This is a genomic window from Silvimonas amylolytica (assembly GCF_014645555.1).
Lineage (GTDB): Bacteria > Pseudomonadota > Gammaproteobacteria > Burkholderiales > Chitinibacteraceae > Silvimonas > Silvimonas amylolytica.
In genome coordinates this window covers 152755-179019 of sequence record NZ_BMLY01000007.1, presented here as the reverse complement: position 1 = coordinate 179019, position 26265 = coordinate 152755, and the positions used below count along the sequence as shown (strand labels likewise).

Sequence of the window (26265 nt, the reverse complement as noted above, 5' to 3'; positions counted from 1 at the left end):
CAGAGGTTCAACGAGTGAAGGGTTAACCGACCAGAGTGCCTTTGGTCGAAGGCGTGACGCCAGCCATGCGTTCATCGTATTCGATTGCCATACGCAATGCACGACCGAATGCCTTGAAGATCGTCTCTGCCTGATGGTGGGCATTTTTGCCCTTCAGGTTATCGATATGCAGCGTGACAGCGGCGTGATTGACGAAACCACGGAAGAATTCGCCAAACAGATCAACATCAAAACCACCGATCGCCGCACGGGTGAACTCGACACCATATTCCAGACCAGGACGACCGGAGAGGTCGATGACGACGCGAGACAGTGCTTCATCCAGTGGCACATAAGCGTGGCCATAGCGGCGAATACCCTTCTTGTCGCCCAATGCTTTAGCCAATGCCTGGCCGAGCGTAATACCGACGTCTTCCACGGTGTGGTGGGCATCGATATGCAGATCACCCTTGGCGACGACATCCAGATCAATCAGCCCGTGGCGGGCAATCTGATCCATCATATGTTCCAGAAAGGGCACGCCGGTATCAAACCGGGACTTGCCGGTGCCATCCAGATTGATGGTCACGGTGATCTGGGTTTCTAGCGTGTTACGGGTTACTTGTACTTCGCGCATTCGTATTCTCGTAATCGGCAATAGCCCAACTGGGCGCAATTTGCGTAATTGTCCACGACTTTGCCGCCCAGGTGAAGCAAAAACGGGTCAAAACTCTGTAAAAACAGGGTAAAAGGGATTGTCAGGCCAAAACCCGGTCGCCGTGACTGGGCGGTTGCGAGGTCACCAGAAAATGCGTGTCGGTTTGCGACACATTGCGCACCTGATGCGCTGCGCCAGCCGGGATCACCAGACCTTCTTGCGCGCTCAGGGCGGTCACCACACCCGCGACCTCGATCTCAAGACTGCCAGTGAGGACATAAAAGAACTGGCTGGCATGCACATGGTAATGGCGTGCTTCCGCTCCACCCGGCCCGATCCGCTCTTGAATCACGGATAAGCCAGGAGTGCGCATCAGATGCCAACCGTCTTCACCCTCGCCCCAGTGGTAATGCGGCGCGGTTGCCGCAGAAATCTTTTCACTCATCTGCGTTTCCTGGTATTGGCGGCAGCCCGCAAGGCGGCACCAATGCCTTCACGCGCCCAATCCTGCAGGGCTTCGGTATCTTCCAGTGCTGACTCGGGCAAAGGGTAATAAGACAGATGTTTCTTGCCGTCTTTGACGTCGTAGCGGAAAGGTTGCAAACCGGCCTTTTCAAATCTGGGTCGGTTGGTGTCATCCACCTTCACATAAAACACGTCGTCAGAGAGGATGGCAAAGAACACACCATCGCAATACAGCCCGTAGCCACCGAACATGGACTTGGGCCGCAAACTTCCCAGCGGCGCGAGTTGCTCAAGTAGCCAGTCCAGATATTCGCTTCTCGCTGGCATACCGTCGCAACCCGATTATTGTTTGTCGTCGAGGCGATATTCCGCCGCTTTGGCGTGTGCCTGCAGCCCTTCGCCATGGGCGAGTGTACTGGCAATACGGCCCAGTTTTCGGGCGCCGGCAGCCGAAACCTGAATCAGGCTGGAACGCTTCTGGAAGTCATACACCCCCAGCGGGCTGGCAAAACGCGCAGTGCGCGCGGTCGGCAGCACGTGGTTGGGCCCGGCACAGTAATCACCCAGTGATTCTGAGGTGAATTTGCCAAGGAAAATTGCACCGGCATGCTTGAGTTCTGGCAACCACACCTGCGGTTCTGCGACCGATAGCTCCAGGTGTTCCGGCGCGATCCAGTTGGCGATATGACAGGCTTCAGCCAGATCTTTCACGTGAATGAGTGCGCCGCGACCAGTCAGCGATGCGCGGATGATTTCGGCGCGTGGCATGTCAGGTAGCTGACGTTCAATGCTGGCGGCTACCTGGTCGATAAACCCGGCGTCTGGACACAACAAGATGGCCTGGGCGATCTCGTCATGCTCTGCCTGACTAAAGAGGTCCATGGCGATCCAGTCCGGATCGGTGGTGCCGTCACAGATCACCAGAATTTCGGACGGACCGGCGACCATATCAATGCCGACAATGCCAAAAACACGGCGCTTGGCCGCAGCGACGTAGGCATTGCCTGGGCCGGTAATTTTGTCGACCTGCGGAATGGTTTGCGTGCCATAGGCCAGCGCGCCCACAGCTTGCGCGCCGCCAATGGTGAAGGCGCGGCTAACACCGGCGATATACGCGGCAGCCAGTACCAGATCGTTACGTTCGCCGCGCGGTGTCGGTACAACCATGATGATTTCACTGACACCTGCTACATGCGCCGGAATGGCATTCATCAACACGGAAGAGGGATAAGACGCCTTGCCACCAGGCACATAAATACCGACACGATCCAGCGCTGTGACTTGCTGGCCCAGCATGGTGCCGTCTTCATCGGTGTACTGCCAGGAGGCGGCTTTCTGGTGTTCGTGATAACGGCGCACACGAGCGGCAGCGGCTTCCAGTGCATCTTTTTGCCCTTGCGGCAGACGCTCGAACGCGGCTTTCAGTTCCGCTTGCGATAGTTCCAGGTCGGCCATCGTGGCGGCGGAAAGACTGTCGAAGCGTTGTGTGTAGTCGATCACCGCCGCGTCGCCGCGCTGTTTGACATCATCAAGGATGGCGGCCACGCGGGCGTCGACTTCCGGATCCTGGGACGACTCGAAAGCGAGCAGGGCCGAGAGTTCTTGCTGGAACTGGGCGTCGCGGGAATCAAGGCGGCGAATCATGGCAGATATCCGGTTTGGCAATGGGGGAGAACAATTATAACTGCTGTGTGTCACCCTGTTTTACAAGGGCCAGGCAGCAATACTGACAAAAAAGGTGGATGGGTTGTGGTCCATCCACCTTTGACGGTTTCGCCGGTTCAATCGCGACGGGCTGCAACCGTGGCGGCGAAGGTATCAATGATCGGTTGCAGGCGATCTTGTTTGAGCTTGAGCGCTGCCTGATTGACGATCAAGCGTGAACTGATGTCGCGCACGTCTTCTACGGCCACCAGGTTGTTGGCTTTGAGTGTGCCGCCGGTGGAAACCAGATCGACGATCGCATCCGCCAGACCCACCAGCGGGGCCAGCTCCATCGAGCCATACAGCTTGATCAGATCCACGTGCACGCCTTTGCCGGCAAAGTGTTCGCGCGCGCATTCTGTGTATTTGGTGGCGACGCGCAAACGTGCACCTTGCTTGACCGCGCCTTCGTAGTCAAAACCGTTCTGGACGGCGACCATCAGCTTGCAGCGCGCAATTTCAAGATCCAGCGGCACATATAGACCGGCACCGCCGTGTTCCAGCAATACGTCTTTGCCAGCAACGCCCAGATCGGCCGCGCCATATTGCACGTAGGTCGGCACATCGGTTGCACGCACGATGATCAGGCGCACATCTGGATGGTTGGTGCCAATGATCAGCTTGCGCGAGGCTTCCGGCGCTTCAGCGGGCACGATACCGGCCGCAGCCAGCAGGGGCACGGTTTCTTCGAAAATGCGGCCTTTGGACAGCGCAATCGTAATCATATGTTGTCGTACTTTCTTGATTATTTGAACAATTTTAGTGTGAGGGGATAGCGTGAGCGCCAACCATTGACTGCTTTGGCTCCCTCCCACAGGCTGAACATGGCGGAACCGATCGCAACCCACCAGATCGGGAATACGTTATGCACTGCATAACTCATGATCATGGCAAGCGCGTAGAAGCACCCCATCAATAACTGGAAATTGGCTGCCTGAACGGCGTGCTGTTCGACGTATTCCGAATGGACGCGGGCAAATTGCAGCACCAGGAACGGAATGATCAACGCCAGGACCGGCAGTGGCAGGTACGGAATCCAGAAAATGCCGGCCAGATGCGTGAGCATTGCAACGGTCTTTTCGACGCCGTTGGGCGGCTGCAGTTTGCCGTCGCTGTCATCACTGGCCGGTTTGGGGTTAAGCGTCAGCATCAGGCAATTCGCTCAATGCTGGCGCCAATACCGCCCAGTTTGGCTTCGATATGTTCGTAGCCACGGTCCAGGTGATAAATGCGATCCACAATGGTTTCGCCTTCTGCAATCAAGCCGGCGATGACGAGCGAAGCAGAAGCGCGCAGGTCGGTGGCCATGACTGTGGCACCAGAGAGTTTCTCTACACCGCGCACGACGGCCGTATTACCTTCGGTACTGATGTCCGCGCCCATCCGCATCAGTTCCGGTGCGTGCATGAAGCGATTTTCAAAGATGGTCTCGGTCATCACTGCCGTGCCTTCGGCAATGGTGTTGAGCATCATGAACTGGGCTTGCATGTCAGTCGGAAATGCCGGGTAGGGCAGGGTGCGTACATTCACGGCTTTTGGACGTTGTTTCATGTCCAGGGCGATCCAGTTATCGCCAGCTTCAATGTAGGCGCCTGCTTCACGCAGTTTGTCGAGCACCGCTTCAAGGATGTTGGCGCGGGTGTTGCGCAGCACAACACGGCCTTGCGCAGCGGCGGCCGCACACAGGAAGGTGCCGGTCTCGATACGATCTGGCACGACCGAGTGCGTAGCACCATGCAGTGACTTCACGCCTTCAATCGTGATGGTGTCGGTGCCGTGGCCGCTGATTTTGGCGCCCATGGCGATCAGGCACTCGGCCAGATCGACCACCTCCGGCTCACGCGCGGCATTTTCGATAGTGGTGATGCCTTCAGCCAGCGTGGCGGCCATCAACAGGTTTTCTGTGCCGGTGACGGTCACCATGTCGGTGACAATACGCGCGCCCTTCAGCTTGCCCTTGGCCTTCACATAGCCATGTTCGATGACGATCTCTGCACCCATGGCTTGCAGGCCCTTGATGTGCTGATCCACCGGACGTGCGCCGATGGCGCAACCGCCAGGCAAAGAGACTTGTGCTTCACCGAAACGGGCAAGGGTCGGGCCCAGTACCAGAATCGAGGCGCGCATGGTCTTCACCAGGTCATACGGCGCGCACAGGTTGGTCACGGCGTTGGCCGTCAGTTCATATTCGTGGACGTTATCCGTCATCACGCGCACGCCCATGCCCTGCAACAGCTTTTGCGTGGTTTTCACATCACGCAGTTGCGGCACGTTGGTCAGGCGCAGTGTATCGGCGGTCAACAAGCCCGCACAAAGAATCGGCAATGCAGCGTTCTTGGCGCCAGAGATGTTGATTTCGCCTGCCAGCGGATGGCCGCCGGTGATTTTGAGTTTTTCCATGTTCTTTTGCCCGCTCCTGGCGGGAGGGAATGCGGTTAACGTGCGGCCACCTGGCCGCGCAAATTGCCGATGTTCGTATCTGTCAGAGGTATTTCCACAGCAACCAGGCCACCAGCGCAATCAGCCAGGGCAGGTTGGTGAGGGCGATCAGCTTCTGGGTACTGTGGTCGCGCGTGGTGCGCTGCGTCCGGACGGCCTCGTCAATCTTCGCCTTATGGGCGTTGATGCCATCCAGATTGAAGCGGTTGTCGCTGTTCACAGCGCGGCCCATTCGGCCGGCGTGGCGGTCTTTTCCAGCGAGAGCGCATGCAGTTCGCCAGAATCGATCACATCCTTGAGGGCCTCTTTGACAAGGCGGTGTCGCGCCAGTAGTGCAAGGCCCTCAAAACGGGGCGAAACCACGCGGGCGTAGAAGTGGTGGCCATCACCCTTGACCTCTGCCACGGTGGCGTCGAGTCGGGTGATTAGCAGGGTCTGAACTTGCTCGGGAGTCATGTCTGTCTTTGCTTTCTGGCTAGTGCCTTAATTTATAACCGGATTTTATCAGTTGCCAGCCTAGTGTGGCGAGTGCCAGCAACGTGAATCCGCCAACAGACAGGCTTAGCCATGGTGAGACGTCAGCCTGGCCGAAGAAACCGTAACGGAAACCGTCAATCACATAGAACACCGGGTTCCAGTTGGATACGCCTTGCCAGAACGGCGGCAGGCTGTGAATTGAATAGAACACGCCAGACAGAAACGTCAGCGGCATGATCAAAAAATTCTGGAATGCAGCCAGTTGATCGAATTTCTCGGCCCAGATGCCGGCGATCAAACCCAGGATGGCCATGATGCTGGAACCAAGCAGTGCAAACACGATGATCCACAGGGGGTGCTGCACCGGCGGGATCGTGAAGAACAGCGTTACCAGTAACACGCCTGCACCGACGACGACACCGCGTAGCACCGCTGCGAGTACGTAAGCGGCAAAGAACTCAAAGTGCGAGAGCGGCGGCAACAAGATGAAAACGAGATTGCCGGTAATCTTGGACTGGATGATGCTCGAACTCGTATTGGAGAACGCGTTCTGCAGCATGGACATCATCGCCAGGCCCGGAATCAGGAAGGCCGTGTAGCGCACGCCCGGGTAGGGCTCGACATGGGCGTCCAGAACATGGGCGAAGATCAAGAGATACAACAGCGCAGTGAGGATCGGCGCCAGTACGGTTTGGAAGCTGACCTTCCAGAACCGCAGCAACTCTTTGTAGAAAAGGGTGGAAAAACCTTGCATGGGGACGTGTTCCATGAGAGCGGGCGATGGGCGTTAGCCCGCAGCGCCACGCCCTTGCATCATTTCGACAAAGATATCTTCCAGATCCGGCTTGGCGATTTCGACGTCTCGCAACGTGGCGCCGTGCATGCGGATCTGTTCCAGAATGCCTTCAACCTCGGATAGATCAGACAAACGCAGTTCGTACTGACCTTCTTTTTCCGCCAGAACCTGGTCGGCGAGGCTCAATGGCAGATTGCCCCCTGCCAGCCGCACGCGCAGCGTACGTGCTTTGCCACGATTCATCAGTTTGGCTTTGTCTTCCAGGGCAATCAGCCGGCCTTGCTTGAGCATGGCAATGCGATTGCATAATTCTTCGGCTTCTTCCAGATAGTGCGTGGTCAGCACGATGGTGTGACCTTGCTCATTCAGCCGACGTACGAAGGCCCATAGCGTCTGGCGCAATTCCACGTCGACGCCCGCGGTGGGTTCATCCAGGACGATGACGGGAGGGCGGTGTACCAGTGCCTGAGCGACCATCACCCGGCGCTTCATGCCGCCTGACAGCGCGCGCATATTGGCGTTGGCCTTGTTGGTCAGACCCAGGTTTTCCAGAATTTCATCAATCCAGGCGTCGTTCTGCTTGAGGCCGAAATAGCCAGACTGGAAGCGCAGGGTTTCGCGCACGGTAAAGAACGGGTCAAACACCAGTTCTTGCGGCACGATGCCAACAGCGCGACGGGCATCGCGATAATCTGCGACAACGTCCCGCCCCATGATCGATACCTGGCCGCTGGAGGCGCGCGCCAGCCCGCCAAGGATCGAGATTAACGTGGTTTTGCCGGCCCCGTTCGGGCCTAGCAAAGCAAAGAAGTCGCCCTCTTCAACGTTGAAACTGACATTGTTGAGGGCCTGCAGATCGCCGTAGTGCTTGACGATATTCTGGAACTGGATGGCGCTCACTGCTCTGCCTTTGTGGGGGTCGACGCATCTGCCACTACGTGCTCTGCGGCAACCTCTGACGCTGCTGCAACCTTGGGTACGGCACTTGCTTCCTCTGCTGGGGCTACCGGTTTGTCGACGGAAGCAGCCGGCTCGCTGGCATTGGCCGCAGGTTTGGCTGCAGGGGCCGCGTCGTCAGGACCATCATCGTCATCCGTTTCGCCCAATTGCAGCGCATGCGGGGGTTTGCCGTCGTAGACCTTGTACCAGCGGCGTTGCAGATAGGCATCGCGGATATATGCATAGGGATCTGGCTGGGATTCGATCAGTGCATCCAGTGGCAGAACCTGTGCGCGCAGATTGATGCCATCGACTGCGGCCCATGCGACCTGCTCTCCCGTGGTATTGAGATAACTGCCCGGACCATAGAACCAGCGTACCGCCGGATCAACCGAGTCGCGCAGCGTGGTCGGGCCAAGGAACGGCAGCATCAGGTATGGGCCTGAGCCAATGCCCCAGTGCCCTAACGCCAGACCCAGGTCCTGATCCGGCTTGGGCATGTTCATGTCGCTGGCCCAGTCGAAAATACCCAAAAGACCAATTGAGGTGTTGACTGCCACGCGGCCGAAGCTCACGCCCGCATCCTTGAAGCGGCCTTCCAGTACGGAGCCCAGCGCGGAGAATAGATCGTCAATGTTGCCAAAGAAGTTGCTGGTGCCTTGTTTGACCGGGCCGGGTGCATAGTCGGAATACACCGTGGCGACGGGTTTGACCACCGCACGATCAACTACGTTGTTGACCACGAAGATGCCACGGTTTACGGGCTCAAGCGGGTCGTAGTTGTTTTTGGGGCTGGCACAGGCGGTGAGCAGCAATGCTGCAATGGGCACGAGTCTTCGCATGATCGGGTATCGGGTCATGGGTTCAGTAGTCAGGGCTGTATTGTAAGTGGTTTCTTGCAAGCTATCAGCCTGAGTTACAAAGGATTATGACAATGAGGAAAAGTAAAAACCCCGCGCTACGGCGGGGTTGAGCCAAAACCGGTCAGGCACTGACGGGTAGCAAGGATTGCACGTCATAGAGCCGTATCAGTTCGGCTAGCGAAACGGGCATGTTTTTGATCGTCAGCCGGCCCTTGCGGGCTTGGGCCATGCGCTGCCAGTGCAACAACACGGACACTGCGGCCGAATCCACTTCGGCTACCTGGGTCAGATCGAGCATCATTTCGCTTGCGCCCGCAGGCCACGAAAACGCCGCCAGCTGAGCGCTGGCAGTGAGCATCGTGAGGTTGCCTGTGACGATATAGGTACTCATTTTGCCGCGGTGCCGCTCTTGGTCGCGTTCGCGTTCTGGGCGCTCAATTGCTGGATCAGGCCATCAATACCGTCTTTGCGGATTACCGTGCCAAACTGATTACGGTGGCTATTGATGAAGCTGATGCCTTCGACCGAAATGTCGTACACCTTCCAGCCGTTATCTGCTTTTTCGAAGTTGAAATCGAGACCGATCGGTTTCTGGCCTGGCAGATTCACTTCAGTTTGCACGGTTTGCTCGTCTGGCGTATCACCCGGACGCGAGCCTTTCACGTCGACCGAAGAGTTCTTGTAGATAGTCAGCGCAGAAAGATAAGTGCGAACCAGCATGGTCCGGAATTCTTTGGTCAGCGCAGCTTGTTGATCCGGTGTTGCACTCTTCCAGTAGCGGCCCACAGCCAGTGCGGTCATACGGTTAAAGTCAGCCAGTGGCACCAGCTTGGCGTCAACCTGATCACGGACGGATGCCGGGTTTTTGTCGCTCTTCTTGAGGATATCAAGGACGTCACGGCTGACGTTGCGCACGATTTGTTCAGGCGTGTCGGTTGCTGCAGCAAAAGCAGCGGGGAGCAGTGCGGCGGCACACAAGGCCACCAGCCATTTTTTCAGCACGGTCATTATTGATTTCCTGCGTTTGTTTTATCGCCACTGTCTTCCGCTTTGGAGAACAGGAAACGACTGATCAATTGTTCAAGCACAATGGCTGACGAGGTCAGTTTGAAGGTGCTGCCTGCGGTCAGCATTTTGTCGTCAGCGCCAGGAGTGATGCCGATATATTGCTCACCCAGAAGGCCGGACGTCAGAATTTCTGCTGAAGAATCACGACTGAAATGATAGTGATTATCCAGCGCCATCGTTACCTTGGCCACGTAACGGGAGGTATCGAGCTCGATGTTTGTGACCCGGCCCACGACCACCCCGGCACTTTTAACGGGGGCGCGCACTTTCAGGCCGCCAATGTTGTCGAAATTGGCTGTCACGTTGTACGTGGAACGCGCAGGTAGAGCACTCTGGCTGCTTACGCGCAAAGCCAGGAACAGAATGGCGACCACCCCAGCGGCAATAAACAGACCGACCCAGAAGTCGAGCATGCCTCGTTTCATCAGATTCCCCGGAACATGAATGCGGTCAGGATCACATCCAGACCAAGAATAACCAAAGCCGAAATCACCACGGTGCGGGTGGTCGCGCCCGACACGCCTTCAGCAGTCGGTGGTGCGTCATACCCTTCAAACACCGCGATCAGCGACACCGCGATACCGAATGCAATGCTCTTGATCACGCCGTTCATAACATCAAAACGCAGATCCACCGAACTTTGCATTTGCGACCAGAAGATGCCGGAATCAAGTCCCAGCAACTGCACACCAATCAGATAGCCGCCGATGATGCCCATGGCACTGAACATGGCTGCCAGCAAAGGCATCGAAATCACGCCGCCCCAGAACTTGGGTACGACGACACGGGCTATCGGGTTCACTGCCATCATTTCCATGGCGGACAATTGTTCCGTTGCCTTCATCAGGCCGATTTCCGCCGTAATGGCAGACCCGGCGCGGCTCGCAAATAACAGGGCACCCACCACAGGACCGAGTTCACGGACCAATGACAAAGCCACGAGGACACCCAGTGCAGATGACGCGCCAAATCGGCTGAGCGTGTCATAGCCTTGCAAAGCCAGCACCATGCCAACAAACAAGCCGGACACCACGATGATCAGCACGGACAGCACGCCCGCGAACCAGATCTCGCGCATCGTCAATCGAAAGCGCGTCAGCGCTGTTGGCGAATGACGCAGCACCGAAAGCAAGAAGCGGCCGGCAAAACCGGTCTTGATGAACGCGTTGGTAAACGGCTCACCGATGGCCGAGAAAAACCGGACAAAGAAGTTGCCAGTACGATCAGTCATGGGGCTGCTCCAGTCCCAGATCAAGCGCATAGTCGGGCGCCGGCTTATGGAACGGCAACGGGCCGTCGCGTTCACCATTGATGAACTGTTTAATGAATGGCTCGGTCGAAGCGCGGATTTCGTCCGGCGTACCCTGGCCGACCACACGGCCTCCAGAGAGGAAATACACATAATCCACCAGTGCCAGCGACTCTGCGACATCATGCGTGACGATGATCGAGGCTGCGCCGAGTGCGTCGTTCAGTTCGCGCACCAATTGGCCAATGGTAGAAAGGGAAATCGGATCAAGCCCGGTAAAGGGCTCGTCATACATCATCAGCATCGGGTCCAGCGCAATCGCCCGTGCCAGCGCCACACGGCGAGCCATGCCGCCGGACAATTCAAATGGCATCAGGTTACTGGCACCGCGCAAACCCACAGCCTGCAGCTTCATCAGAACCAGATCGCGAACGACGGTCTCGGGTAGATTGGTTCTTTCACGCAGCGGAAAGGCCACGTTGTCGTAGACCGAAAGATCGGTGAACAGGGCACCGAACTGGAACAGCATCCCCAGTTTGCGGCGCATGGCGTACATGCGGCTCTCGGAGAGCTTGCCGACGTCTTCGCCATCCACCTGCACGGTGCCGGACTGGGCCCTCACCTGGCCGCCAATCAATCGCAACAACGTCGTTTTGCCAGAGCCTGATCCACCCATGATCGCTACCATCTGGCCGCGCGCGATCGTCAGCGATACATCTGTGAGAATGTCGCGGTCGGAATAGCCAAAGCGAACCCGGTCGAGCTGAACAAGCGGGGATGTCATGCGGGCCTGGTTAGACTGATGAGTACAAAGGCTGTCTATTTTAGGTTGAAAGCCGCTTTGCCGCCAGCCCTATGAAGATGTCATGGGCGGCTATATGTCCTGGTCCTGCATGGATCGACAGAGAGAGGACAGCCAGATTGCGGTAAATTTTCGGTGTAAATCAGATTTGGGCTACATATTCCTGACAAAGGGTCAGGTTTTGCAGCTTTTCCTGATGGCGTCATCAATACACGGGTTCGGTGAATGGACAAAAACGGCAAAATTCACATTTTGCGTAGTTTTACTTCATTTTCTGTGGTGCCACGTGGGCGAACCGGGCCTGGAATTACTTTGCTTCCCGTGTCCGCTGATCTTTCACGTGATCTATAAATGCCCGGAGCTTGGGCATGACCTGGTGCCGACCGGGATAACAAAGAAACACACCCGGCAACGTGGGAGCGACCGGGTCCAGTACCTGAATGAGTCGGCCGGTTGTGATCGCATCTGCGACCATCGGTTCAGGTAGCTGGGCCAGCCCGATGCCTTCTATTGCCGCACCCAGCATGGTCGGAAAGTCGCTGGCGATCAGAGGTCCTGCCACGACGATCTCTGTCGTTTGGTCCATGCTCTGAAACGACCAGGGGGCGATCGCTCCGCTGGATCGACGCCAGCGCAAGCAAGCGTGCTGGCGCAGGTCACCCGTTTCTCGGGGAGGGGGATGTCGGGCGAAATATGCCGGGCTGCCTACAACCACAAGGCGAAATGGCGGCGTCAATGGCACTGCCACCATATCGGCATCAATGAGTTGTCCCATCCGGATGCCCGCATCAAACCCTTCTGCAGCGAGATCGACCACTTCTTTGCTGACGGAAATCTCTACTTCGACCTCAGGATAAGCCTCGTGGAACGATGCCAGCAGCGGTTCCAGCAGGAGCGGAACGATGGCGCGGGGCACAGAAAGGCGCAGTAAGCCCGTAGGGCGCTGGCCCAGGTCACGCGCGACTTCACGGGCGGCCACAAGCTCTTCGAACGCGGGCTTGGCGCGTGAAAGAAAACGTTCACCAGCTTCCGTGAGCCCCACGCTGCGTGTGGTACGTATGAATAGCGCCGCGCCAATGCGCGCTTCCAGCAAACGCACCGCTTGACTGATGGCAGAAGGGGTGACCCCAAGCTCGGCTGCGGCTTTTCGAAAGTTGCGATGCCTCGCTACGCTCAGGAATGCTTCTACGCCATCAAGGGCACCCTGCCTGACTGTGAAGTTCTGCTTCATAGCCCGTCAACATTGTGGTGAATAGTCGCTTGTGCGAAACGATGTTACACCTATCGTGTATGCCGATGGCATGTGTTCTGGCCTTCGTGCGACCCGCCTTGTCACGCCTGGAACCCATCGTTGATCTGGAGCGCCACTGATGAATTCTTCCTCTGTTGCTGCCGTCATTGCTCCCTCCTGGCAGGCCTGGCGTAGCTTGCTGTACCTCACGCCACTCACGCTGCTGTGGGTGGGCGTGAACTACTGGCAGCCAATTATTCCGTCCAGTGGGTTCCAGACCACTGCGCATCAGTGTGTGACGCAACTGTTGATTGCGCTCGGCTTGTGGCTGGCTCTCGAACGCACTGAACTGACCTCTTCCCAGCGTCGAACCACCTGGCTTTTGATCTTGATTCCACATGCGTTGTGGTTTGCCATCATCTGGAGCGCTGCCATTCATGGCGTCTTTCGCCTGAATCATGTGCCACCACCGTTGCCGTTTCTGCCCCTGGCCATCTTTGTGCCGGTGATCATTGGCCTGCCACTGTTGTTGCTATCCCGGCGCGTGGGACAAGTGCTTGATGCCATGCCGGCAGAATGGCTCGTTGCCCTGCAGTTCTATCGCGTATTTGGTGGGTGGGCCATTGCCGCATGGTTGCATGGCACGATGGCCAGCGTGGATGCGTTGCCGGCGGGAACGGGAGATGTGCTGACTGGCCTGTTCGCTATCCCGGCAGCCATGATTGTGGCAACGGGAACAGCCAGGGGACGCAAAGTGGCTGTGACCTGGAATTTGTTTGGCCTGACTGATTTTGCAATCGCCGTGATCTTGGGGCTGATCACAGCACCTGGGCGTTTTCAGTTGATCACGCCAGAGATGCCGAGTCTTAACGCCGGCCTGTATCCCTACGTGCTGACACCGGCTTTTGTGGTGCCAGGTTCAATCTTGTTACATGCACTCTCTTTGCGTCAGTTGTCCCGGCGGCGCACCAGGTAACCGCCACATTCACGTTCTCAACCGATCGTTTTTGATTCAGACACGGGCATGCCGTGCAGGAGGAAATATGTCACCCGAAACGCTCTTTCGCTTGCACCTGGTGCTGGGCTACCTGGTGTGGCTGGTTTGCTTTTTCACCTACGTATGGCCTCGACTCCGGTCGATGGCACCGTTCGAAGCGCATCGCGCCATTGCGACCCTGCACAGTTTCCGGTTTTTCGGCCTGGCTTTCATGTTGCCAGGCGTGGTGAGCGCTGATCTCCCGGCCAGTTTCGCCGTAGCAACGGCGTATGGCGATCTGATGACCGGCCTGCTGGCCACTTTGGCATTGCTCATGGCAAGAAAACGGCCGCTGTTCTGGTTATTGGCCGTCGCATTTAATCTGGTAGGCCTGGTGGATATCCTGTTTGCCTACTACCACGCGATGGTGGCCGGTATTCCGCAGCATGCCGGGCAGCTCGGGGCCATGTATGTGGTCCCTGTGCTTTACGTGCCCTTGCTGGTTATTACCCATGTCACCGCGTTTTATTTGCTGATGCGCACAAGGCGGGCGCCGCGTACAGCGGGGCAGCAAAATCATGTCCAGTACACCTGATCAAGCGTGCTCTGGTCAGGTGTTTCTGGCTCGCGAGAAACACAGATAACACACAGTACTCCGCGCTTGCCGAGGCATCGAACCGACGTGGAGGGCTTGAATTCTGTGAATTGTCGGTATTAACCAGTATCAAATCAGGATGTTTTGCCAGCGAGTAGTGTTCCGCCACTTTCATCGCCGGCCTGGCCCACAAGCCAGATCATTGAATGCGCAAAACGGCAAGATCCGCGTTTTATATAACCTCGCTTCTGTTGTTGGCGGGCTGTGTCAGTCCGGGCAATCCGGTCGCGATGCCTTCTGGCCACGTGACCGGGTCGTTGCCACCGTGGCGCCCCGCCCAGGAGGTCAGCAGTGAGCCGGCGCTGGCGGTTGTGCCCAAATCCCACGTCTATTCAGTCGTGGCCTACAAGTTGCCGGTGACTTCGTTGCTGTTCACGCTCGCGCGTGACGCCAGAATCAACCTTGATGTGTCACCGCAGTTGACCGGCGAGGTGTCATTGAATGCCCATGACCAGACGCTCCCACAAATCCTGGAGCGGATTTCTCATCAGGTACCCTTGTACTGGTTCATGAACGACGGCGTGTTGACCGTCATGCCGGATCAGCAAATCTGGCGTACCTATCACGTCGACTATTTTAATTTGTCTCGCAGCGTGAAGGCCTCGGTAAGCCTGGCCAATTCAGTTGGGCGTAGCGCGGGAGTCACTGATACCGCCACCGACCACAACATCAATAGCTCCACCACGGACGTTCAGACCACATCAGATAATGCATTCTGGGTACGACTGGAAACCCAACTGAAAACCATGCTGCAGGTCAACGTGCTTGCGGGCCCGGATCGTGCTGCAGTAATGACACCAGGCATGCTGGCTGCAGCGGCAGCGGACACCGCAGTACGCGGACAGATCGGGCTGGAAGCAGCTGAACGCTTGTCCCGCATTGAGAAGAATCTGGCCGACGCCAGCAAGGGGCGAACTGAATCGCCACCGGTTGCCGGTGTCCCAAGTCGTCCCGACGTGGGTAACCTGGTGCTCGTTCATCCTGAAACAGGCGTGGTGTCGGTTTTTGCCAAAGCGGCAGACCATAAACAGGTAGCGGAATACCTGCACGCGCTGGAAAGCAGTGCTGCCCGTCAAGTGCTGATCGAGGCGACTATTGTCGAGGTATTGCTTTCTGATCGCTACCAGGCCGGTATTGACTGGGGCTGGTTAACCGCCACGGACAAAGGTTGGCAACTGGCACAGCAAACCTTGGGTGCCAGTCTGGTAGACCCGCCACTCGCCCTGGTCGGGTACAGCAGTCAAAGCTTTAATTTCACCGTGAAATTGCTTGAACAGTTCGGCCGGACGCGAGTGCTTTCCAGCCCCAAGATTGTTGCGCTCAATAATCAACCGGCCGTGATGAAAGTGGTGGATGAGCAGGTTTACTTCACCCTTGAGCAAACGGAAGAGCAAAACAGCGACGGGCAGATTACGAAGCGTCGCTATGAAAGCAAATTGCATACGGTCCCGGTTGGACTGGTCTTGCAGGTGCTCACGCAGATTTCCGGCGCGGGAGAGATCGCCCTGAATGTGCGTCCCACCATCACCAACATTCGCAGTTGGGTGGATGACCCGGCGGTGGCACTGCTTTCGCGCGATGCGGCCAAACCGGTGGTCAGCCAGGTACCGATACTGCAGATACGCGAATTCGACGCCACGCTGCACGTGCCCTCCGGACAATTGGCCATTCTGGGCGGGTTGATTCAGGACGTACGCAATGACGGCCGCACCGGTATCCCTGGTTTGTCGCGCATTCCTGGGCTAGGTGATCTGTTCAGTTATCGGGACGACACAGCCAGACGCGTAGAGTTGGTGATCTTTCTGCGTCCACGTGTGCTCGACAATCGCTCTGAAATGCTGGCCGATAGTGGTGTACACATACCGGATAACCACTTTTTTGATCCGGCAGTAGGGAGCGATTTGTCTGCCTGGCAGAGTGGCAGTGTGAATGCACCAAGGGTGCAGCCATGAAACAGAAAGTCACGCTGTTCCTGGCATGCCTGTTGTCACTGTTGGCCATTGCCGCACGGCTTTTCTGGCCTTTGCCGCCTCTGGCGCCTGTTTTATCCGCGACCCCGGATACGGCCCGGCTGAGTGCGGCCTACCCGGCATGGTTGAAAAGCCACGGTGCATCGGGTGCTGCAGCCGTTGCGTCAGCTGCCAGGGATCGCCCATGAACCCGCAACAGCAAGCGATGGCGGATATGCTGGTGGATTGCGGTCTGATCGATCAGGACGGGCTTGCAGTCGCGACAGCCGAACAACGCCACACGGGGCTTGCTCTCGGGCCTCAACTGGTGGCGCTCGGTTTGCTGGATGAAGCCCGCCTGGCCAACGCGATTGCTGGGTTTGGCAATGATGTAGAACCTGCTCCGACCCAGTTCGAGCCCGATGAAGCTGCCATTGTGCAGGTTCCGGAGAAGCTCGCTCGTGAGTTGCAGTTTTGTCCGGTGCGGTGGCAGGCAAGCGACAACGTGTTGCTGATTGCCGTTTCAACGCCGATGCCCTTCGTCGCGCGTGATCGCTTGCGGTGGCGGTTGTCGGGTGTATCTGCCTTGCGGGTGTGCCACGTTACTCAGTCTGTGTTGCAGTGCTGGTTGAACGAGAGCTATCCACGGCGACTCGAGATCGAGCCTTTATTGGTCGCGATAGACGCAGGTTCTGGCGCAGGTGCCAATCCAGTGGCTAACCTGGTCCAGCAAATGCTGGATCACGCTGCGCATTGGCGCGCTTCAGATATTCATTTCGAGCCAGAAGCCGCATTTGTTCGTATCCGTTATCGGGTTGATGGGGTGATGGTGCCCATACGGATTCTGCATATCCGGTACTGGAGCCCGATGCTGGTTCGCCTCAAAGGTCTGGCCGGAATGGACATCACCGAAACCCGGCTGCCCCAGGACGGACGATTTAGTCTGGATGACGGCACTCGGCAACTTGATATTCGTGTAGCCAGCTTGCCTGTGGTGCATGGGGAAAATCTGGTGCTTCGACTACTGGAGCGCAACCGGACATTGCTGCAACTGGAAGACCTGGGTTTGCAGGGGCATGCCTTGCAGTCATTACGTGAGCTGATCCGGCGGCCCGCTGGTTTGATCTTGCTGACGGGGCCGACTGGATCTGGCAAAACCTCCACGCTGTATTCCATCCTTGCGCACCTCAACAACAGCAGCGTCAACATCATGACGCTGGAAGATCCGGTGGAATACAAGCTGGCAGGCGTTCGGCAAAGTTCAGCGGGAGATAGTGGTCAAACTGGCTTTGCTGAGGGCGTACGCGCCTTGTTACGGCAAGACCCGGACATCATCCTCATCGGCGAAATCCGGGACACCGCGACGGCCCAGGCCGCACTGCGCGCCGCCATGACAGGCCACCTGGTCTTCGCGACGTTGCATACCAATTCCGCCATCGGCGCATTACCGCGTTTGCAGGATCTGGGCGTCAGCACGGCTTTACTGGCAGACAACGTACTGGGTGTGATTGCCCAGCGCCTGATCCGCAAACTCTGCGCGCATTGCCGTCAGCCAGACACAGATGCAGATTTCGCTGCATCGGCCGGGCAGCCTCACGGTTATTCCGCCACCGGATGCCCGCGTTGCGATCAGCGTGGCTATCGTGGGCGTGTTGCGGTGATGGAACAACTACTGCTGACACCCGAACTCGTAGATTTGTTCTTGCAGCCCGCCCAGCGAAGCAACGCGCTGGAGCAGGCCCGGCGGATGGGTTATCGCTCGCTGCAGGACGAGGTCGCCGGATATGTGACCGCAGGAATCACCGATCTGGCCGAGGCTCGGCGTGTGATCGACTTTGCTGATCAAGCCAGGTAAAAGCCATGCGTTATCGCTACCTCGCCATGACCATTGAAGGCAAACGCCTGCATGGTGAAATGCATACCGAATCGCAGGCCCAATTGCAGACCGAACTAGCCTTCCAGGCGCTCACGTTGCTGCGTGCCCGACCTGTGAGGGCCTCCAGACGCAAAGAGGCCGGCTGGCGTGCCCGGGCTGATTTTTGTTTTCACCTTGCGCAACTGCTGGCCGCCGGAATCCCTTTACTGGAGGCGCTGGAACTTCTGGTGGAGGCGCTGCCAGCGGGGTCACTCACTGATGCGCTGCCGGATGTGCTCATGCGGATTCGTCGCGGAGCGTCATTTTCTGCCGCTTTGCAGAGCAATCCCCGGTGTTTTGGCGCACTCATGGTTTGTGGCGTGCAGGCCGGCGAAACCAGTGGGCGGCTGGTTGAGGTATTGCAAGACCTGAAAGATAGCTTCCTGTGGCGGGACGACATGGGCCGCCGCACGCGTAAAGCCTTGTATTACCCAGCCTTTGCGGGGGCGGTGATGTTGGTGGCCACGGTGTTTCTGCTCACTAGTGTGGTGCCGCAAGTGCGTGAATTTGTGACAGATGCTGGCGGCACTCTGCCCTGGTCCACGTCTGTTTTGCTTGCCGTGAGCGACGGGCTAGTGCGCTTTGGTATCTGGGTGGCTCTGGGTTTATCTGGCCTGGCGGCGATGGTGTTGTTCACCATGAGGTACTCCTCCGTGTTTGCCTTGCAACTTGATCGCACGCTATTGCACTTGCCCGTTGTGGGTCTGATATTGCGACATGCCGCCCTGAGTCAGTACGCCCGCCATCTGGCCATGTTGTATGACGCTGGCGTCCCCCTGCTGCAAGCGCTGGACATTGCCTGCCAGACGCTCAGCAGACCCGGCCTGGCCGTTGCATTCAAACAGGTACGTCCGCGGGTGGAGGCCGGTGCAACGTTATCGCAAGCCTTTGCCAGTCTCGATATGGTGCCGCCTTTGTTGATGGCGATGCTACGGACAGGAGAGGCGACCGGGCGGCTGGGCGAAACCCTGCGCCAGGCCGCCCGCTATTATCAGCGTGAAGTCGAAGACCGCGCACAGCGCGTGCAAACCTTGATTGAGCCGATATTGACCCTGGTCTTGGGTGGTTTGCTGGCGTGGATCATGCTCGCGGTGCTCGGCCCGGTGTTTGACAATCTGGGCCGCATGCGATGACCGCAAAATACCTGTTGCTGGTCGGCGCCCAACAACACGCCTTGTATGTCTGGAAGGGTAGCTATTGGCACTCGCAAAGTGCTTCGCCGACCTCGATCCAGATACCAAGGGGCGCACTCTGGCTGGTACTGGATTTGCCTTCAGAGGAATGTCTGTTGGTCAGTCAGCCTGCTCTTCAGCGCAGTGAACTTCAGCCGTGGTCGCGTGGGCAACTACAACAGCAGTTTCCGGGCTGGTTCTGCGGCCAGGTACGGTTGAATGCCTCTATCGGGCAGGCACTTTTGCATAGTCTGGCTATTACGGACGGGAGCACGGCACTTGAGGCGGCTCTGATGCAAGCGACTGAGACTGGAACAGAGTTGCACGCTGTATGTTTTTATAGTGACTTGCTGGCGCGTGAGCGTGATTGCCCCAACACGCGACGCTTGATCCTCGCTGTGGGGCTGAATGGCGGCATTCGCCATGTGCTCGCTGATGCGAACGAGGTGCTGTTTACCCGCTTGTGTCAGGACGACAAACAGCAAGACGTAGCCCTGCTGGCTACGTGTGAACATATGCAAGAAGCTGGCTTGTGGCCCGGTCCGGGCGAGGTCGAACTCTGCGTAGATCCTTCCTGCGACATAGCGGATTCGACGCTGCGTACGTTGCTGTGTGAACGCTGGCCGACGCTTCAGCTTGCCCCGGTCGTGACGCGAATTCCTGCTCATCCTTTGCAGCTCGCCCCGGCAAAACTGTCGCAGAGAAGATTGTGGCTAAACGGGACACTGCAAAAGCGGCAGCTTAGGCAAAGGCAGGCCCGCTACAGTTGGTTGGCGGGTGCGCTGTGCATGTTATTGGCGCTGCCCTATAGCGCCACGCTGTTCTATCTGTCTGTACAAATGACAGATCAGGCGAGCGCGCTGGCCTCCCGGCAGGACAGGCAAACCGGTACCGCCATATTCCCGGCGCTAGACAACGCAGCATTACAGCTTCTTGATCACAAGGGCGAGTCTGTTCCGCGCATGCTTGATCAGTTGCGCCGGCTCAGTCACCTGCTGACACAACTGGAGCCAGCTCGTGTTGAAACGCTGACGTGGCAGTCAGGGCCGATCGATGAACTGACACTGACCATCCGCACTGATCCGGCACAGGATGAATCCTCCGCGCTGATCAGTCTGCGGAAGGCACTCCCCGACGTCGAGGTGGATTACCTTGCCGGTGCACCGGGCGCTGCCTCACCGCCCGCTCTATGGCGTTGGGATATGCGATTCTCATCATCCGCGGCCCAACCATGATCAGGCCATTTGACGTTTGGCGAAATGGTATTGCAGCAACGCTGAGTGCACTGACGTTGGCCACCAGCGCGACATGGGGCTACATGCAGACGCAGGGCCGGCTGGAAGGCTGGCTGGTTTATCAGCAACAACTCGAACAGCGCAACGCGGGATGGCCTCCGCTCAGCCCGCTGGCGCATCAGCAACTTGCGGTATGGGCACAAAAGCAATCCCTGCAAGGACTCCGCAGTAAAGACTGGACGGCTTTGGCAGGTCACGGGCTTGATGCAGATTTTAAAATTACGCACGCGGAGATCAGATCGGGTGCGAAAGCTGCTGGGGTAAACGGCCTGTATAGAAGTGAATTTTTGCTGGATTTCGTGGCCTGGGCTCGCCATGAAGAAGCGCTGGAACACGGTTGGGCAAAGTTGGCCGGGTTACCCGGTCTGCTGGATGTTCAGCGGTGCAGCTATCAGCGAGAGAACAACGGTATCTCAATGGCATGCAGCGTCACCATCAGTGGCCTGAGCACAAAGGCATCGCCATGAGGTGCGTGCGTGTTGCCTGCTTGTTATTGGCTTTGGCTGCTCCGGTCCTGGCGGGAAGTTGGGGTACGCTGTTTTTTTCGGATGCGGAGCGCCATCCGGTCGCAGCCGCATCGCCGGTGTATGCGATCCAGCACGTATTCAGCGGTCAGACCGTGGTAGATGGCCGGGTACGCAACTGGGTTGATGCAGCGTCGACGGCGGCGCGAATCCCGGCTGGCAAACGGGTTGGTGACACCTGGCGGGACCAGTGATGAGGCATCGCGTTTATTCCATGCAACAACAACGGGGCATGATGGCGCTGCTGGTCATGACGATGCTCTGCACAGTGCTCTTGTGGCAAATCCGGGGTCTGCTTGGGACGCTGGACCCTGATCAGCGTCGGCAGGAAATTACCCGGCAAGCACTGGGTGAAGCGCGAATCGCATTGCTGAACTGGGCTGTGCAAAACGGCGGGCTGGGTGGCAGTGGATCTGCCAATCTGGCCCGGCCAGGGGCATTCCCTTGTCCCGATACCCATGCGCCTGATGGCGCTCAGGCTGGGTACCAGGGAGACAGCACAGGTACCTGCAAAAAAGTTGCGCTCCGGATTGGTCGTATTCCGCATAAGTCGATGCAACAGCCGCTCTTTATTGACGGCAGTGGCGAGCGTTTGTGGATGGCCGTGGTGGAAGGATTTGAAGACAGTAATAGCGCCATCCTGAATCCGGATTACACGCCTGCATCAGCCTGGTTCCAGGGACGCATGGCAGATGGCGGAAGCTGGTTAACCAGCGATGGCAATCCGGCCGTCATCGTCATCATGGCACCGGGGGGCGCGCTGGCCGGGCAGAAACGGTCAACTGCCGCGGATAGGCTTCTGTCATCCAACTATCTGGAAAAAGCCACGCTGGATGGGCGGGTGTTCAACAACACCGATCTGGCGAAAGGGCTGTTTGTCTCCGGCCCGGTGCGCGACGGGAAAGGTGCACTCATAGTAAATGACCAGATTACGGTGATCCGGCGCAATGAACTGATGCAAGCCGTCAGCGCTCGTGCGGCAGGAGACTATCAACGCTTGCTGACCTGGTGGCAGCAATACAAAGGCAAAGGACGCTTGCCCTATCCGGCCCGGTTTGATGACGAACACTGCACGGAGGTCGCCTCGGCCCAGCCTAAAACCAATACCCTGGGCTGCGAGCCGGATGCTACGGTGTGCCGTGGTCGTTTGCCGAAGTCGATCTGGTTGGTCAATGAGTTATCCAGCGCGGTGGGCGCCAGCCAGATTGATCGGTTCAAATGGATGTACCGCAATCGCTGGGAGCAGTTTTTCTATTACAGCGTTAGCTCGCCTCTCTTGCCCGGGCCGGTTTCAGGTTGCGCAGAGCGACTGCAACTTGCTGACGCTGATGGTCTGCGGTCGGCTGCTGCGGTGATCATCAGCGCAGGTAGTTCGCAGTCCGGGCAGGTCCGCTTCACAGCGGGCGATAAAGCGGATCTTGCCCAATACCTGGACCCGGTTGTCGGGTTTGTGGATCCTCGTACTGGTCAGTCTGACCCGGCAATCAATCAGCGCGGCTGGCACTCGGGGGATGCGCCCGATGCACTACTGGCCGTACCCGATCAAAACAGTAATGACCGTCTATACCGACTGGTTTTACCTGGACAGGACAATGGGCTTGAAACGCAGCAATGGCTTCTCACTCATTGAACTGACCGTGGTTTTGACCGTGCTCGGATTGCTGCTGGGTGGTGCGCTGAACGCGATCAGGCTCTCGCAGGAAGCAGACCGGATTCGTGCCGCGCAAATGGGCTTGCAGGTTGCCAGGCAGGCACTCGTTGGGCACATGTTGCGAAATGGCCGCTTACCCTGTGCTGCCAGCACCGGCCCCAATAGCAAAGGGCTGGAAGAACGGGACACGGATGGCCGCTGCGCACACCTGCAAGGCTATTTACCCTGGGCGACGCTGGGCCTGCCGCGCAACGACAGTTGGGGACGCCCGTATACCTATCGCGTGAGCGAAGCGTTTGCACAGCCCAACACCCGCAAGCAAGACCAGCCGTTGCTGGCTGCCGGCATGGTGTTCCATTTGCTGACTCAAGGCGATCTGGAAATTCGCAGTAGTGGTGGTAGTGATGATGATCTGACCCATATTGCGGCGGCAGTGATTGTCTCTCACGGTGCCCACGGGCCCGGCCCGCTAGAGTCTGGCGGTCATGGTGATGAAGCCATCAATACAAGCGATAGCCCGGTGTTCATCAGCAAAACTCAGATTCTCCAACCGCCAGAAGAGGCTTATGACGATCTCACGGTCTGGCTCGGTTCCCCACAGTTGATTGCTGCCGCGCTCGAAGCCGGGCGACTGCCGTGATATTGAACACAATAACAAGTTGTCCACACCGCACGAAAACAGCCTGCATTGACCTTCAATTTTTATGACGAGGAAATGCACATGGCAATCCCAGGCAATTTGCGTATGCACCGACAAGCTGGCTTCACATTGGTCGAAATGGCCACGGTACTGATCATTATTGGTCTGTTGCTGGGTATGGCGTTCAAGGGGCGAGATCTGATTGACGGCGCGCGCGTCAAAAGTCTTTACGCGAATACGAGCAAGATTCAGACCGCCATGCAGGTGTATTACGAACGCTATCAATCGTGGCCGGGCGACGGTTGTACCAGCGAGACAGCCAAACCTGGTGAATGCGCTGGCGACATCGGCAATCCCAAGGATGGGTTGATCAGCAGCGCCGCAGAGGCAGGTGCTTTCTGGAATCAGCTGGTTAACCAGACTGGCATGCTTGCCGCTAAAGACCAGCAATTGCCTACTGGCGGGAAATGGGTCGTGGCAGCAGGTCAGAAAGGGGTAGGGGGTACCGATGCGGATACCACCTGGCTGGTCGCAGGTGCGTTAGGGAGCGATGCGGTGGATGGGCGCTACGTGTGTGCGCTCGATCAGCAATTTGATGATGGAGACCCCACAACAGGTCATATTCGCAGCGACGCGACCTACAAGACGGGCGATGACTGTTGGACCGCGCGGCCTGCGGCATCGTTGGCGGTCCGCATCTTGCCTTGAACGATGCTCTTACCAACAACAAGGCTGCCCGCTGAGTCGGCTTTGTTGTTGGTAAGGCGTTCACCCATGCAATGCCGCGCCGTATTGGCGAAGCCACTGTCGGTGGCGCTTCCAGTCGGGAATGATTTTTTCCACTTCTGCCCAGAAACGGGGAGAGTGGTTCATTTCTTTCAGGTGTGCCAGTTCGTGCACGATCACGTAGTCAATGACGGCGGGTGGGGCCTGCATTAACCGCCAGTGAATGCGCACGTCGCCTGCCGCGGTGCAAGAGCCCCAACGGGTACTGGCACTGGTGAGCAGAATACGACGCGGGTTCACCTGCATGTGCGGTGCAAAGTGAGCAGCGCGCTGGCTGAAATAGATGCGGGCGGTGGCGCGGCTGAAGCGGATGAAGGCGTCCCGAATGGCTTCGGGCGTTTCAAGCTTGCTGGCCAGAGCCAGGACATTGTCGGTCACCTTGCTGCGCGGTGCAGGAGCGGTGATCAAACAGGGCTGGCCCAGCCATTGGACCGCCGAGCCATTCTGTAACTGCTTTGGCGCGGCCGGCGGGGTATTTTTCAGTCGCGCCAGATGGCTACGTATCCAGGTGATCTTGGCATGGATGGCACGTTCGGCATCGGCGATTGTCGCGCGAGCAGGGATGATCAGCGTCAATCCACTGTGGTCAATTTTCAGGCCAATAGAGCGGCGGCGGGCGCTGCGGGTTAGCTGGTACTCCAGCACCTCGCCGTTGGCAAATTCAAGCTTGAGCGTGCCCATTTTTCGGAAAGCACGGCCCCGCACCCTGGATGCGGGCCTGTTCAGTTTCGATCCAGTTTTCCACTTCTACAGTGACTTCTTCCGGTACCCGGCCAGCGGTTTGAATGACCGGACCGATCGACATGGTCAGTTCGCCCGGGTATTTCAAAAAGGAATTACGCGGCCAGAATTCGCCCGCATTCACCGCCACCGGCACCACCGGAATATCCAGGCTGGAGGCCAGACGGGCACCGCCATGTTTGTACTTGCCGCGTTGCCCTGGTGCAATGCGCGTACCTTCCGGGAAGATGGAAATCCACAACCCATGGTCGACACGATCACGGCCTTGTTCCATCAGCAAGCGCTGAGCTTCGCCACGATTGGAGCGATCGATCGCAATCGGCGCAGCGGCACGCAGACCCCAACCAAACACCGGAATCATGAATAGTTCGCGCTTGACCACGAACACGGCCGGTGGGAACACCAGTTGCAGACCCATGGTTTCCCAGGCGGACTGGTGTTTGCACATGATCATGGCCGGGCCTTTGGGGATGTTCTCCATCCCGACAATACGATAGCGCAGCCCGCAAATCACTTTCAGGCACCAGACCAGGATATGGCACCAGCCCGAAATGATCTTCACCCGGGTGTACTTGGGCAGCGGCAGAATCAGAAAACAGATCACCGCGTAGATTGGCGTTACAACACAGAACACCAGCCAATAAATAATGGAGCGCAACAACACCATGACAGGGAGACTTCCTTGCTTATCGTTATTCAGGGCCAGAGGTAGCAAACAGCTGAAGGTTCAGTTACCAGCAAGCAAATGGCGCGCCACAGCGGCCAGATCGTTGAAGACCAGTGTCCCCACCGGCAATTTATCCGCGGCTTCGGTTTTTGTGCCATTGCCGGTGCGCACCAGGATGGCGCGTCCACCAGCGGCAACAATACAGTCCAGATCGCGCTGGCTATCGCCAACCATGATGCAGTCAGCGGGCTGGATGTTATAGCGCCGGACAATATCCAGAATCATGCCGGGTAGCGGTTTGCGGCAACCACAGTGGTCTTCCGGTCCGTGTGGGCAGAAAAAAACGGCGTCGATATGGCCGCCCGCTTCATTCACTGCCTTGTACATGCGGGCATGAATACGGTTCAGCGTTTCGACGGTGTAGTAGCCGCGTGCTACGCCAGACTGATTGGTGGCTACGACCAGCGACCAACCCGCGCGCGTCAGCTCACCCATGGCTTCAAGGCTGCCGGGAATGGGAATCCACTCTTCCGGCGATTTGATATAGCCAGGGTCATCCTCGTTGATGACGCCGTCACGATCCAGAATCAGCAGTTTGAGTTGCATGTGAGGCATGATCGTTTC

At 57.7% G+C, this 26265-nt stretch carries 33 protein-coding genes; 12 read left to right on the top strand and 21 right to left on the bottom strand.

The genetic code is table 11. The features are described 5' to 3' along the window. Positions 1–22 precede the first annotated feature (22 nt). The 18 genes from hisB to IEX44_RS18025 form a co-directional block, all read right to left on the bottom strand. Positions 23–616: an imidazoleglycerol-phosphate dehydratase HisB gene (gene hisB, locus IEX44_RS18110; RefSeq protein WP_188697402.1), complete on the bottom strand. Its 594-nt coding sequence runs from the start codon at positions 614–616 to the stop codon at positions 23–25. 121 nt (positions 617–737) lie between these two features. Beyond that, positions 738–1082 (bottom strand): cupin domain-containing protein, encoded by a 345-nt coding sequence (locus IEX44_RS18105; protein ID WP_188697400.1) that lies wholly within the window; start codon positions 1080–1082, stop codon positions 738–740. Continuing rightward, on the bottom strand, positions 1079–1429 hold the full coding sequence (locus tag IEX44_RS18100) for a TfoX/Sxy family protein (RefSeq protein WP_188697398.1): 351 nt from the start codon (positions 1427–1429) through the stop codon (positions 1079–1081). Before IEX44_RS18100 ends, IEX44_RS18105 begins: the two co-directional genes overlap by 4 nt. Positions 1430–1444: 15 nt before the next feature. Further along, positions 1445–2746: a histidinol dehydrogenase gene (gene hisD / locus IEX44_RS18095; RefSeq protein ID WP_188697396.1), complete on the bottom strand. Its 1302-nt coding sequence runs from the start codon at positions 2744–2746 to the stop codon at positions 1445–1447. A 137-nt stretch (positions 2747–2883) separates the two neighbouring features. After that, positions 2884–3531, bottom strand: coding sequence for an ATP phosphoribosyltransferase (hisG, locus tag IEX44_RS18090; protein WP_188697394.1), 648 nt, complete (start codon positions 3529–3531; stop codon positions 2884–2886). Between the two features lie 20 nt (positions 3532–3551). Further along, positions 3552–3956, bottom strand: coding sequence for a DUF4870 domain-containing protein (locus IEX44_RS18085; protein ID WP_188697392.1), 405 nt, complete (start codon positions 3954–3956; stop codon positions 3552–3554). Next, a complete protein-coding gene (gene murA, locus IEX44_RS18080; RefSeq protein WP_188697389.1) occupies positions 3956–5206 on the bottom strand; it encodes a UDP-N-acetylglucosamine 1-carboxyvinyltransferase in 1251 nt (416 codons plus the stop codon). Before murA ends, IEX44_RS18085 begins: the two co-directional genes overlap by 1 nt. A gap of 82 nt (positions 5207–5288) precedes the next feature. Continuing rightward, the gene (locus IEX44_RS18075; protein WP_188697386.1) at positions 5289–5465 is read right to left on the bottom strand and encodes a hypothetical protein; all 177 of its coding nucleotides are present in this window, start codon (positions 5463–5465) and stop codon (positions 5289–5291) included. Further along, positions 5462–5701, bottom strand: coding sequence for a BolA family protein (locus tag IEX44_RS18070; protein ID WP_188697383.1), 240 nt, complete (start codon positions 5699–5701; stop codon positions 5462–5464). The genes IEX44_RS18075 and IEX44_RS18070 overlap by 4 nt, the downstream gene beginning before the upstream one ends. 19 nt (positions 5702–5720) lie before the next feature. Beyond that, positions 5721–6476 carry an ABC transporter permease gene (locus IEX44_RS18065; protein WP_188697380.1) on the bottom strand — a complete coding sequence of 252 codons (756 nt, stop codon included), beginning with the start codon at positions 6474–6476 and terminating at the stop codon, positions 5721–5723. Positions 6477–6509: 33 nt separating this feature from the next. Continuing rightward, positions 6510–7418: an ABC transporter ATP-binding protein gene (locus tag IEX44_RS18060; RefSeq protein WP_188697377.1), complete on the bottom strand. Its 909-nt coding sequence runs from the start codon at positions 7416–7418 to the stop codon at positions 6510–6512. Continuing rightward, a complete protein-coding gene (locus IEX44_RS18055) occupies positions 7415–8299 on the bottom strand; it encodes an MlaA family lipoprotein (RefSeq protein ID WP_188697373.1) in 885 nt (294 codons plus the stop codon). Before IEX44_RS18055 ends, IEX44_RS18060 begins: the two co-directional genes overlap by 4 nt. 142 nt (positions 8300–8441) lie before the next feature. Beyond that, the gene (locus IEX44_RS18050) at positions 8442–8711 is read right to left on the bottom strand and encodes an STAS domain-containing protein (RefSeq protein ID WP_188697370.1); all 270 of its coding nucleotides are present in this window, start codon (positions 8709–8711) and stop codon (positions 8442–8444) included. Further along, positions 8708–9328 carry an MlaC/ttg2D family ABC transporter substrate-binding protein gene (locus tag IEX44_RS18045; RefSeq protein ID WP_188697367.1) on the bottom strand — a complete coding sequence of 207 codons (621 nt, stop codon included), beginning with the start codon at positions 9326–9328 and terminating at the stop codon, positions 8708–8710. Before IEX44_RS18045 ends, IEX44_RS18050 begins: the two co-directional genes overlap by 4 nt. Next, positions 9328–9813 carry an outer membrane lipid asymmetry maintenance protein MlaD gene (gene mlaD, locus IEX44_RS18040; protein WP_188697365.1) on the bottom strand — a complete coding sequence of 162 codons (486 nt, stop codon included), beginning with the start codon at positions 9811–9813 and terminating at the stop codon, positions 9328–9330. Before mlaD ends, IEX44_RS18045 begins: the two co-directional genes overlap by 1 nt. Further along, complete coding sequence (gene mlaE / locus IEX44_RS18035) at positions 9813–10619, bottom strand: lipid asymmetry maintenance ABC transporter permease subunit MlaE (RefSeq protein ID WP_188697360.1); 807 nt, start codon at positions 10617–10619, stop codon at positions 9813–9815. Before mlaE ends, mlaD begins: the two co-directional genes overlap by 1 nt. Continuing rightward, on the bottom strand, positions 10612–11421 hold the full coding sequence (locus IEX44_RS18030) for an ABC transporter ATP-binding protein (RefSeq protein ID WP_188697357.1): 810 nt from the start codon (positions 11419–11421) through the stop codon (positions 10612–10614). The genes mlaE and IEX44_RS18030 overlap by 8 nt, the downstream gene beginning before the upstream one ends. Before the next feature lie 325 nt (positions 11422–11746). Beyond that, complete coding sequence (locus IEX44_RS18025) at positions 11747–12670, bottom strand: LysR family transcriptional regulator (RefSeq protein ID WP_188697354.1); 924 nt, start codon at positions 12668–12670, stop codon at positions 11747–11749. Between the two features lie 139 nt (positions 12671–12809). Between IEX44_RS18025 and IEX44_RS18020 the strand changes: the two genes are divergently transcribed. From IEX44_RS18020 to IEX44_RS17965, 12 genes are all read left to right on the top strand, one after another. Continuing rightward, positions 12810–13646 carry a DUF8737 domain-containing protein gene (locus IEX44_RS18020; protein ID WP_188697350.1) on the top strand — a complete coding sequence of 279 codons (837 nt, stop codon included), beginning with the start codon at positions 12810–12812 and terminating at the stop codon, positions 13644–13646. A gap of 67 nt (positions 13647–13713) precedes the next feature. After that, positions 13714–14241 (top strand): DUF8737 domain-containing protein, encoded by a 528-nt coding sequence (locus IEX44_RS18015; protein ID WP_188697347.1) that lies wholly within the window; start codon positions 13714–13716, stop codon positions 14239–14241. Positions 14242–14531: 290 nt separating this feature from the next. Continuing rightward, positions 14532–16253, top strand: a complete 1722-nt coding sequence (locus IEX44_RS18010) for a secretin GspD/PilQ domain-containing protein (RefSeq protein ID WP_188697344.1) — start codon at positions 14532–14534, stop codon at positions 16251–16253. Next, positions 16250–16459: a hypothetical protein gene (locus tag IEX44_RS18005; protein ID WP_188697341.1), complete on the top strand. Its 210-nt coding sequence runs from the start codon at positions 16250–16252 to the stop codon at positions 16457–16459. The genes IEX44_RS18010 and IEX44_RS18005 overlap by 4 nt, the downstream gene beginning before the upstream one ends. Beyond that, entirely contained in the window at positions 16456–18105 is a 1650-nt protein-coding gene (locus tag IEX44_RS18000) for a GspE/PulE family protein (protein WP_188697339.1), read from the top strand. Before IEX44_RS18005 ends, IEX44_RS18000 begins: the two co-directional genes overlap by 4 nt. A 5-nt stretch (positions 18106–18110) precedes the next feature. Beyond that, a complete protein-coding gene (locus IEX44_RS17995) occupies positions 18111–19298 on the top strand; it encodes a type II secretion system F family protein (protein WP_188697336.1) in 1188 nt (395 codons plus the stop codon). Continuing rightward, the gene (locus IEX44_RS17990; protein ID WP_188697333.1) at positions 19295–20572 is read left to right on the top strand and encodes a hypothetical protein; all 1278 of its coding nucleotides are present in this window, start codon (positions 19295–19297) and stop codon (positions 20570–20572) included. Before IEX44_RS17995 ends, IEX44_RS17990 begins: the two co-directional genes overlap by 4 nt. Beyond that, positions 20569–21099 (top strand): hypothetical protein, encoded by a 531-nt coding sequence (locus tag IEX44_RS17985; RefSeq protein WP_188697329.1) that lies wholly within the window; start codon positions 20569–20571, stop codon positions 21097–21099. The genes IEX44_RS17990 and IEX44_RS17985 overlap by 4 nt, the downstream gene beginning before the upstream one ends. Next, positions 21096–21350, top strand: coding sequence for a hypothetical protein (locus IEX44_RS17980; RefSeq protein WP_188697325.1), 255 nt, complete (start codon positions 21096–21098; stop codon positions 21348–21350). Before IEX44_RS17985 ends, IEX44_RS17980 begins: the two co-directional genes overlap by 4 nt. Continuing rightward, positions 21350–22786 carry a hypothetical protein gene (locus IEX44_RS17975; RefSeq protein WP_188697322.1) on the top strand — a complete coding sequence of 479 codons (1437 nt, stop codon included), beginning with the start codon at positions 21350–21352 and terminating at the stop codon, positions 22784–22786. The genes IEX44_RS17980 and IEX44_RS17975 overlap by 1 nt, the downstream gene beginning before the upstream one ends. Then, a complete protein-coding gene (locus tag IEX44_RS17970) occupies positions 22755–23447 on the top strand; it encodes a prepilin-type N-terminal cleavage/methylation domain-containing protein (RefSeq protein ID WP_188697319.1) in 693 nt (230 codons plus the stop codon). Before IEX44_RS17975 ends, IEX44_RS17970 begins: the two co-directional genes overlap by 32 nt. Positions 23448–23528: 81 nt before the next feature. After that, positions 23529–24155 (top strand): type II secretion system protein, encoded by a 627-nt coding sequence (locus IEX44_RS17965; RefSeq protein ID WP_229679283.1) that lies wholly within the window; start codon positions 23529–23531, stop codon positions 24153–24155. Positions 24156–24215: 60 nt separating this feature from the next. Here the strand turns inward: IEX44_RS17965 and IEX44_RS17960 are convergent, their stop codons facing one another. From IEX44_RS17960 to gmhB, 3 genes are read right to left on the bottom strand one after another with little or no spacing between them, the layout of a single operon-like run. Then, on the bottom strand, positions 24216–24914 hold the full coding sequence (locus IEX44_RS17960) for a M48 family metallopeptidase (protein ID WP_188697312.1): 699 nt from the start codon (positions 24912–24914) through the stop codon (positions 24216–24218). After that, positions 24895–25641 (bottom strand): lysophospholipid acyltransferase family protein, encoded by a 747-nt coding sequence (locus IEX44_RS17955; protein ID WP_188697309.1) that lies wholly within the window; start codon positions 25639–25641, stop codon positions 24895–24897. The genes IEX44_RS17960 and IEX44_RS17955 overlap by 20 nt, the downstream gene beginning before the upstream one ends. Before the next feature lie 60 nt (positions 25642–25701). Continuing rightward, positions 25702–26256: a D-glycero-beta-D-manno-heptose 1,7-bisphosphate 7-phosphatase gene (gene gmhB, locus IEX44_RS17950; protein WP_229679281.1), complete on the bottom strand. Its 555-nt coding sequence runs from the start codon at positions 26254–26256 to the stop codon at positions 25702–25704. Positions 26257–26265 lie beyond the last annotated feature (9 nt).

Coding starts and splice junctions, on each gene's coding strand:
- IEX44_RS18105 (WP_188697400.1), bottom strand. CDS start 1,082: ATGAGTGAAAAGATTTCTGCGGCAACCGCGCCGCATTACCACTGGGGC.
- IEX44_RS18000 (WP_188697339.1), top strand. CDS start 16,456: ATGAACCCGCAACAGCAAGCGATGGCGGATATGCTGGTGGATTGCGGT.
- IEX44_RS18025 (WP_188697354.1), bottom strand. CDS start 12,670: ATGAAGCAGAACTTCACAGTCAGGCAGGGTGCCCTTGATGGCGTAGAA.
- IEX44_RS18020 (WP_188697350.1), top strand. CDS start 12,810: ATGAATTCTTCCTCTGTTGCTGCCGTCATTGCTCCCTCCTGGCAGGCC.
- IEX44_RS17980 (WP_188697325.1), top strand. CDS start 21,096: ATGAGGTGCGTGCGTGTTGCCTGCTTGTTATTGGCTTTGGCTGCTCCG.
- IEX44_RS18100 (WP_188697398.1), bottom strand. CDS start 1,429: ATGCCAGCGAGAAGCGAATATCTGGACTGGCTACTTGAGCAACTCGCG.
- IEX44_RS18030 (WP_188697357.1), bottom strand. CDS start 11,421: ATGACATCCCCGCTTGTTCAGCTCGACCGGGTTCGCTTTGGCTATTCC.
- IEX44_RS17995 (WP_188697336.1), top strand. CDS start 18,111: ATGCGTTATCGCTACCTCGCCATGACCATTGAAGGCAAACGCCTGCAT.
- mlaE (WP_188697360.1), bottom strand. CDS start 10,619: ATGACTGATCGTACTGGCAACTTCTTTGTCCGGTTTTTCTCGGCCATC.
- IEX44_RS18015 (WP_188697347.1), top strand. CDS start 13,714: ATGTCACCCGAAACGCTCTTTCGCTTGCACCTGGTGCTGGGCTACCTG.
- IEX44_RS18055 (WP_188697373.1), bottom strand. CDS start 8,299: ATGCGAAGACTCGTGCCCATTGCAGCATTGCTGCTCACCGCCTGTGCC.
- hisG (WP_188697394.1), bottom strand. CDS start 3,531: ATGATTACGATTGCGCTGTCCAAAGGCCGCATTTTCGAAGAAACCGTG.
- hisD (WP_188697396.1), bottom strand. CDS start 2,746: ATGATTCGCCGCCTTGATTCCCGCGACGCCCAGTTCCAGCAAGAACTC.
- IEX44_RS17955 (WP_188697309.1), bottom strand. CDS start 25,641: ATGGTGTTGTTGCGCTCCATTATTTATTGGCTGGTGTTCTGTGTTGTA.
- IEX44_RS18065 (WP_188697380.1), bottom strand. CDS start 6,476: ATGCAAGGTTTTTCCACCCTTTTCTACAAAGAGTTGCTGCGGTTCTGG.
- mlaD (WP_188697365.1), bottom strand. CDS start 9,813: ATGAAACGAGGCATGCTCGACTTCTGGGTCGGTCTGTTTATTGCCGCT.
- IEX44_RS18085 (WP_188697392.1), bottom strand. CDS start 3,956: ATGCTGACGCTTAACCCCAAACCGGCCAGTGATGACAGCGACGGCAAA.
- IEX44_RS18045 (WP_188697367.1), bottom strand. CDS start 9,328: ATGACCGTGCTGAAAAAATGGCTGGTGGCCTTGTGTGCCGCCGCACTG.
- IEX44_RS17975 (WP_188697322.1), top strand. CDS start 21,350: ATGAGGCATCGCGTTTATTCCATGCAACAACAACGGGGCATGATGGCG.
- murA (WP_188697389.1), bottom strand. CDS start 5,206: ATGGAAAAACTCAAAATCACCGGCGGCCATCCGCTGGCAGGCGAAATC.
- IEX44_RS18050 (WP_188697370.1), bottom strand. CDS start 8,711: ATGAGTACCTATATCGTCACAGGCAACCTCACGATGCTCACTGCCAGC.
- IEX44_RS17965 (WP_229679283.1), top strand. CDS start 23,529: ATGGCAATCCCAGGCAATTTGCGTATGCACCGACAAGCTGGCTTCACA.
- IEX44_RS18070 (WP_188697383.1), bottom strand. CDS start 5,701: ATGACTCCCGAGCAAGTTCAGACCCTGCTAATCACCCGACTCGACGCC.
- IEX44_RS18005 (WP_188697341.1), top strand. CDS start 16,250: ATGAAACAGAAAGTCACGCTGTTCCTGGCATGCCTGTTGTCACTGTTG.
- IEX44_RS17960 (WP_188697312.1), bottom strand. CDS start 24,914: ATGGGCACGCTCAAGCTTGAATTTGCCAACGGCGAGGTGCTGGAGTAC.
- gmhB (WP_229679281.1), bottom strand. CDS start 26,256: ATGCCTCACATGCAACTCAAACTGCTGATTCTGGATCGTGACGGCGTC.
- IEX44_RS18010 (WP_188697344.1), top strand. CDS start 14,532: ATGCCTTCTGGCCACGTGACCGGGTCGTTGCCACCGTGGCGCCCCGCC.
- hisB (WP_188697402.1), bottom strand. CDS start 616: ATGCGCGAAGTACAAGTAACCCGTAACACGCTAGAAACCCAGATCACC.
- IEX44_RS17985 (WP_188697329.1), top strand. CDS start 20,569: ATGATCAGGCCATTTGACGTTTGGCGAAATGGTATTGCAGCAACGCTG.
- IEX44_RS17990 (WP_188697333.1), top strand. CDS start 19,295: ATGACCGCAAAATACCTGTTGCTGGTCGGCGCCCAACAACACGCCTTG.